The following is a 6606-nucleotide window of genomic DNA, read 5'->3' on the forward strand; positions in this document are numbered from 1 at the left end:
ATACGGTGCCCCCTGCCTCCACCGCGCCATCGACGTCCAGCCTTCTGACGATCCAGCCGCGCCTCCACCGCCCAACCGCCAGTGTTGATAAGCCGCCATTCCAGACCTAGCATCAAGGCTCACCCACCGGCGGAGAACCCCGATGCAAGCCAAGCCTTCCCCCGAAGCCCCGCTCTACATGGAGGACCTGTCCCCGGGCGACACTTTCACCAGCGGCACCTACCTGATGGACGCCGAAAAGATCCTGGCTTTCGGCCGTGAATTCGACCCACAACCCTTCCATACCGACCCTGAGCTCGCCAAGGACACGTTCTTCGAGGGCCTCGCCGCCAGCGGCTGGCACACCGCGGCGGTGTGCATGCGCCTGCTCGTGGAAAGCCTGCCCGTGGCCGGCGGCCTGATCGGCGCGGGCAGCGAAGTGCGATGGCCCCAACCGACGCGGCCCGGTGACGTGCTGCGGGTCATCACCACCGTGCAGGAGATCATTCCCTCCCGGTCGCGCCCCGACAGAGGCATCGCCCATGTGGAAAGCCTGGTGCTCAACCAGCGCGACGAAGTCTGCCAGCGATCCATGTCGCGCGTAGTGGTGCTGCGCCGCCCGGCTTGAAGCGTGGCCGGCGCGCAGGGCAGTTGGTCCGAAGCCGACCAAGCGCCTTTGCGCCCGCCAACTTTATAAACTACGTTTCACCCGCAACAGCCCAGGCAGTCCGTTATATCTATTCCATTAGCCACCACTATCAATAGGTATGAACATGGACAACGTTGCGTCCACCCGATACCCCATTGTTCTGGTTCACGGCCTGTTCGGCTTCGATAGAATCGCCGGTTATCCCTACTTCTTCGAAATCGAAGAAGCCCTGGAACGCGCCGGCGCCACTGTATTCGCCGTCAACATTCCAGCCGTCCACGGCAATGAAGAGCGCGGAAAAAAACTGCTCGAACACGTCAACCGCATCCTGCGCGAAACAGGCGCCGCCAAGGTCAACCTGATCGGCCACAGCCAAGGCCCCCTCGCCGCCCGCTACGTCGCCGCCTTGCACCCGGAAAAGGTCGCATCCGTCACCTCGGTCAGCTGCCCCAACCACGGCTCCGAAATCGCCGACCAGCTGCACAAAGCCCTGACCCCAGGCGAACTGCCCGAAGCCTTCGTGCTGGCCCTGCTGGGCGCGGTCGGTACCTTGATCTCCTTCATCAGCGGCCACCCGCACAACCCGATCGACCCCGAAGCAGCGTTCGGATCGCTGACCAGCGCAGGCCTGGCCGACTTCAACCACCAGTACCCCCAAGGCCTGCCCACCACCTGGGGCGGAGAAGGCAACGAAGTTGAAAACGGCGTGTATTACTATTCCTGGAGCGGGATCGTGCAGAACTTTCAAAGTTTGCAGCCACTCGATCCAAGTCATCTGAACAGCATCGTGTTGTCGAAGTTGTTCTATAACGAGAAGGACGCCAACGATGGACTGGTCGGGCGCTACAGCTCGCACCTGGGCAAGGTGATCCGCTCGGACTACCCCATGGACCATTTCGACGCCGTGAACCAGATGGCCGGGATAACCAGCTGGAACGTGAGCCCGGTGCGGCTGTATCTGGAGCATGCGGCGCGGCTGAAGAGCAAGGGGTTGTGAGCTGATGGCCAGTCCCACAGTTATGGCGCTGATACTGTGGTTGGCGCAGTGTCTGGGAGGCCCATTCGCTGGCAAGCCAGCTCCCACACGTAGGGTGCTGATACTGACGTTGGCGCAGTGTCGGGGTGGCCTTTTCGCTGGCAAGCCAGTTTTCCACAGGCACGGCGTTGATCCTGGAGGCGGCGCCGTACCTGTGGGAGCTGGCTTGCCAGCGAATGGTCCAGACACATCCAGTGCCACAGACATCCCACAAGTCCACCAGCCGCTGGCTACCTTGAAACCACCCTTCAAGGAGCATGTGAAATGGATCTCTCACATTCAAAAGCACTTCGCCGCGGCAGGTTCTCAGAGCCAGGAAGACTCTACCTTTTGACTACTGTCATTCAAGACCGCGCTCCTCTGCTCAGTCACTTCCAGTCGGCTCGCCTGGTGGTCGACCAGTTCCGACGCGCCCAATACGAGCATTCAGCCCGGTCTCTTGCCTGGGTGATCATGCCAGATCATTTCCATTGGCTTGTCGAACTACAGGACGTCACCTTGAAAACATTGATGCGTCGGGTCAAGTCCCAGAGCGCTCGCAGCATCAACCGTGCTCGCAACCGGACGGGGAAGCTGTGGCAGCAGGGTTTTCACGACCGGGCGTTGAGGCGTGAGGATGATATCCAGACATTGGCCCGGTACATCGTGATGAACCCGCTGCGGGCGGGCTTGGTGAAGCGGCTGGGGGACTATCCACATTGGGATGCGGTCTGGCTTTGACCGAGGCGACTGATCCATCAGGTTTACCCCCATTACAGCGGCAGCTCGCGCTACGTCCTCGGCGAACGGCTGCTTTACACCTGGTGGCGTCGATTGGAAGGCCGTGTAAGATCCGTTCTTTTGAATGCCTCAGGGAAGAGACAGCATGGTGTTTAACGGACTTTCCATCTTGAGCGGCCTCTGGGGCCTGATCTGTGTCGGTGTAACAACCCCGGCGTTGGCGCGCAAAAGATACTGGCGCGTCGCGGGTGTCTGTACGCTGATCCTGGTTTGCCAGACGGCCTTGCTTCATGGCCTTGGTGAAATGTCGCTAGTCGAGTCGTTTCTGAGAAGCGTGCTGGTGGCGTTGATTAACGTCATGATGGCGTATGTTCTAGTTCACTTCTTTCACAGCAAACGGTCTTTTAGAAAGTAGTTCCAATGGCATAAGGCCAGTATCCTATGCCGATTACCCTAATCCATCGAGGCTCGTGTTTTGAAGGGCAAAACCTGTTCGCTCTTTCCCGTGTTGTTCATGGTCGCTGCCTTAGGGGGATGTAGTTCTCCCAACAGGCTGGCTGTCTTCGATGACGGTCCGATTCATGTTCAATCGGCGTTTGTGAATCGCTATCTGCAGGACGCTGACAGCTGGTCGGGTACTGTAAGCGCTATCTCCACCGATGGGCGCGACGACATTGCTCGGAGCGTCAATTCGAGCTTGAAAGCAGCAGGTTACAAGGTTGCTGATGACGGAAACGCCAGGGTCACCTATTCCGTCACCGAACTTTACGCAGGCCCGGCAGCGGATTACGTCGAAAACAGCGGAGCGATGGCTGATACTGTGCTGGGTACCGGATTGTCTGTACTAAGCTCCTTGGCTGTCTGCGCCGCTCTACATTCCTGTGAAAATTCCGGTGTTGTTGGTAACAGTGCCGCTAACGCACTTACCACTGTTTCCAATACTGCCGCTAATGGGAAAGGGCAGCACGTGGATGACGCCAAGGCTATCAAATTGGTAGTCCACAAGGTCTGTCTTGCCGGATCGTGCGCAAGTTCCGCGGCCGCCTCGGCTGATCCAGACGTCACAATCGATCAGCTTCGACGTGTGAACGTCGAAAAAGGACTACCTCGAACGATGCGGTTGAAATGTACATTCAAGCGATTCGGGCCGATCAAGAGTGTGGACCAATGCTAGGCCGAGGCTAGGCAGTTACCTTGGACAGTATGGTCTTGCCCTTGCGGGGTAGGCTTCGCCAGCGTTTCACATAACCGTGCTGCGCGGCTCACGGTGCACATCAAATGAATGGATTGCTTCGAGTAAGGACACACCCTCATGGAAAACGCTTTCCCCCAGCTCAACCAACGCCTTCACAATCGCCGCTTCATAGTAGCCAACAACTCCCAAGGTCTCTCCGGATCAGACACAGTCTTCCATTACCTTGTCGAAGACCGCGCTATCACCGGCACCTACCAAGGCGGCCGAATCCGCACAGGTCACCAGGTTGGCCGAGTCACAGGCCCGGATACCATCGAGCTTCTCTACCACTGCATCACCACCGATGGCGAGATTCTCGCCGGTTGGTCGCGCGGCACGGTGGGCGCTGATCAGGCTGGGCGCACGACGCTTCACTTTGTCTGGGGGTGGTTGTCCGGCGCGACTGGCGGTGGTGAGTCCAATTACGTCGAGCTGGTCGAGTAGCAGAGGCGCTGTACTTCCATAACATCCTTGGAGAACTACCCAGTAGTCCCGAATTCCACATGCACATGCCTTTGCTTCGTCGGAATGAACAGCGTGTCGAGCGTAGCCAGCGCGACAGAAATCCAGTCGGCATGATCGCCCTGGGACTTCGACCAGAACAGGGTTGAGCCGCAGTGCGAGCAGAACTGGCGAAGCACGGCTTCGGAAGATGCATAGGCTGTGATGTTCTCTGCGCCGCTGAGGATTCGAAACTCGCTGCGCGGGACGCTGCCGTATGTTGCGAACGCCGCCCCGTGGCCTTTGCGGCATTGGCTGCAATGGCAGTGACTCACCGCTTTGGGCGGCATGAGGAGTTCGTAGCGGACAGCTGCGCAGAGGCAGCTTCCTTGGTAGCTGTGTGTCATGGTGGTTGACCGTCCATGGGAGTCTGATGGGGGATGAAAGGAATCCTCTTTTCGCCCTGACCGGCGCAGTTAGGACATTGTGGGAGCGCGCCTTGTGCCGCGATGGGCTGCGCAGCGGCCCCAAAATCGTATAGGCGCTACAAGGGGGCAGCGGGCTGCATTCAGTGTCCCCTGCCACTACCGCACAACACGATAATTCTGCGCCCCGGCGAGGGCTCTGCCCTCGTTTCGCGGCACAAGGCACGCTCCCACAGGGCCCGGCGTTGCCGGGCCGGGGGCTGTGATTACCTCGGCAGAAGACAGTTGCTCTCAGACGTGCCCCGCGCAGGTTCAGAGCCGAGAAATCACATACTGACTCACCACCAGGTCCTGATGCGCTCCGCCGGCATTTTTGTACACGGTGATCTCATCACCCGCGCGGGCGAGGTCTCTTTTCTGGCAGATGTCGAACAGGTCCCCTTCGATATCAGCTTCCCGCAGCACCCCGCGTTCGATCGGACTGCAGATATCCCCCGCCACCACCGCCGACTGGCGATCATCGACGAACACGCGAGCCTTGCCGAGCAGATCGGTGTCGGCCTCTTGCATGTCAGGCCGGAAACCACCGACCAGGTCGACATGCGTGCCAGGGCGCACGTGACGCCCGTGGATCAGGGGCGAAGCACTGCTTGTCGCGGCACTGATGATGTCAGCGCGGGCCACTGCCGCATCCAGGTCGTCAACAATGGACACCGCAATCCCGCGCTGGCTGAGCTGTTCGCGCGCCGCCTCAAGCTTCTGCGGCGAGCGGTTCCACAACAGCACTTCGCGAATCGAGGGGCGGATGTGCAGATAGGCGTCGGTCAAGGCCCTGGCCACCGGGCCGGCGCCGAGCACCAGCAGCACTTCGCTGTCTTTCCGGCTCAGGTACCGTGCGGCGAGGACAGAATCGGCGGCAGTCTTGCAGGCCGTAATAGAAGGACCATCCAGCACCGCGACCACCGCTTTGCTGATCTCGTCGATAACCAGGAAGGCGGCGTATTCGGTCGGCCGTGGCGGTGATGCCTGCGCGTTGGCCGGGCACATCGAGGCGATCTTCACCCCCGCGCCGCGGCCGGGCATCACCACCCCGCGGCTGAACAGACCGTAGGCCGCATCACCAATGAAATAACTGTCGGCAAGCGGCCGCTGGCCGAGGTGAGCCTGGTGGAGCGCGTCAAGCACGCCCTCCCACTCGAGTACCGATTGAATCTGTTCAGAACCGATGAACCGCACGTTCGCATTCTCCGTGGCAGTAGGCGAAGCCCCGCTGTGAAAGCCTCGCCTGGAATCATTCGCTGTCGCCACAGGCGCAGCTCAGGACTCTGTACTGTATGTCCGAAAATGCCCCAGTGATTGTAGATTTCGGCCATGTAGTGGTACGAGGCAGCTATCGGGTAAAGATAAGCTTCAACCCCAACCCCATGAACACCGTGCCAGCCACCCGGTCAAGAATCACCCCCGCCGCAGGCTTGCGGTTCAGCCACTGGCCGATACTCCCCGAGAAGTAGCCGAGCAACCCAAACAGCACAGCCGCCTGCACCGTGAAGGTCAGCCCAAGCGCGGCGATTTGCGCGCCGACCTGGCCGTGCTCGGCGACCACGAACTGCGGCAGGAACGACAGGAAAAACAGCACCACCTTGGGGTTGATCGCATTGGCGAAGCAGCCTTTGAAAAACAGCCTCGCCAACGACGTTTCCACCGGGCCCACCGCCTTGACGTTCACCGCGCCAGCGCTACGCCATGCGTTGAAGCCCAGCCAGATCAGATACAGCCCGCCCACCACCTTGAGCAAGGTGAACGCAACGGCCGACGCCGCGATCAGGGCGCTGATGCCCACCACCGCCAGCAGCGTATGGCTCAGGCACCCCATCGCGCAGCCGAGGCCAAACATGATGCCCTGCTTGCGGCCTTTGGAAATCCCCATGCCCAGCACCATCAGGTTGTCCGGGCCCGGCGTGGCGGTGATGAGCATTGCGGCGATCAGGAAACCTGAGAATTGTTCCGGCGATAGTATGGTTTACTCGTTGCAGGTTGGAGGGAGGCGGCGTAGAGGGCCGCCCGGCCAGCGCAAGTGTAGGGCCCATGGCAGATCAAAGTAAGCCTGCGAGAGGGAGGCTCA

8 protein-coding genes are annotated in these 6606 nt (G+C 60.2%); 5 read left to right on the plus strand and 3 right to left on the minus strand.

Features of this window, described 5'->3' with window-relative positions:
* The first annotated feature begins 142 nt into the window (after positions 1–142).
* The 5 genes from VJS90_RS19760 (at position 143) to VJS90_RS19780 (ending at position 4062) form a co-directional block, all read left to right on the plus strand.
* The gene (locus tag VJS90_RS19760) at positions 143–607 is read left to right on the plus strand and encodes a MaoC family dehydratase (RefSeq protein ID WP_324123317.1); all 465 of its coding nucleotides are present in this window, start codon (positions 143–145) and stop codon (positions 605–607) included.
* A gap of 145 nt (positions 608–752) precedes the next feature.
* Positions 753–1625: a triacylglycerol lipase gene (locus VJS90_RS19765; RefSeq protein ID WP_324123318.1), complete on the plus strand. Its 873-nt coding sequence runs from the start codon at positions 753–755 to the stop codon at positions 1623–1625.
* A 303-nt stretch (positions 1626–1928) separates the two neighbouring features.
* Positions 1929–2384 carry an REP-associated tyrosine transposase gene (locus VJS90_RS19770; RefSeq protein WP_324123319.1) on the plus strand — a complete coding sequence of 152 codons (456 nt, stop codon included), beginning with the start codon at positions 1929–1931 and terminating at the stop codon, positions 2382–2384.
* Between the two features lie 475 nt (positions 2385–2859).
* Positions 2860–3558, plus strand: a complete 699-nt coding sequence (locus VJS90_RS19775; protein ID WP_324123320.1) for a hypothetical protein — start codon at positions 2860–2862, stop codon at positions 3556–3558.
* 138 nt (positions 3559–3696) lie between these two features.
* On the plus strand, positions 3697–4062 hold the full coding sequence (locus VJS90_RS19780; protein WP_324123321.1) for a hypothetical protein: 366 nt from the start codon (positions 3697–3699) through the stop codon (positions 4060–4062).
* A gap of 35 nt (positions 4063–4097) precedes the next feature.
* Here the strand turns inward: VJS90_RS19780 and VJS90_RS19785 are convergent, their stop codons facing one another.
* From VJS90_RS19785 to VJS90_RS19795, 3 genes are all read right to left on the minus strand, one after another.
* Complete coding sequence (locus VJS90_RS19785) at positions 4098–4466, minus strand: GFA family protein (RefSeq protein ID WP_324123322.1); 369 nt, start codon at positions 4464–4466, stop codon at positions 4098–4100.
* 330 nt (positions 4467–4796) lie between these two features.
* Positions 4797–5720 (minus strand): ornithine cyclodeaminase, encoded by a 924-nt coding sequence (locus tag VJS90_RS19790; RefSeq protein WP_324123323.1) that lies wholly within the window; start codon positions 5718–5720, stop codon positions 4797–4799.
* Between the two features lie 154 nt (positions 5721–5874).
* Complete coding sequence (locus tag VJS90_RS19795) at positions 5875–6459, minus strand: LysE family translocator (protein ID WP_324123324.1); 585 nt, start codon at positions 6457–6459, stop codon at positions 5875–5877.
* Positions 6460–6606: the final 147 nt, after the last annotated feature.

This window comes from Pseudomonas sp. (assembly GCF_035277045.1).
In the GTDB taxonomy this organism is placed as follows: Bacteria; Pseudomonadota; Gammaproteobacteria; order Pseudomonadales; family Pseudomonadaceae; genus Aquipseudomonas.

Bases quoted from the DNA above. Each gene is read 5' to 3' on its own strand.
- VJS90_RS19785 (WP_324123322.1), bottom strand. From the start codon at position 4,466: ATGACACACAGCTACCAAGGAAGCTGCCTCTGCGCAGCTGTCCGCTAC.
- VJS90_RS19765 (WP_324123318.1), top strand. From the start codon at position 753: ATGGACAACGTTGCGTCCACCCGATACCCCATTGTTCTGGTTCACGGC.
- VJS90_RS19770 (WP_324123319.1), top strand. From the start codon at position 1,929: ATGGATCTCTCACATTCAAAAGCACTTCGCCGCGGCAGGTTCTCAGAG.
- VJS90_RS19780 (WP_324123321.1), top strand. From the start codon at position 3,697: ATGGAAAACGCTTTCCCCCAGCTCAACCAACGCCTTCACAATCGCCGC.
- VJS90_RS19795 (WP_324123324.1), bottom strand. From the start codon at position 6,459: ATGCTCATCACCGCCACGCCGGGCCCGGACAACCTGATGGTGCTGGGC.
- VJS90_RS19760 (WP_324123317.1), top strand. From the start codon at position 143: ATGCAAGCCAAGCCTTCCCCCGAAGCCCCGCTCTACATGGAGGACCTG.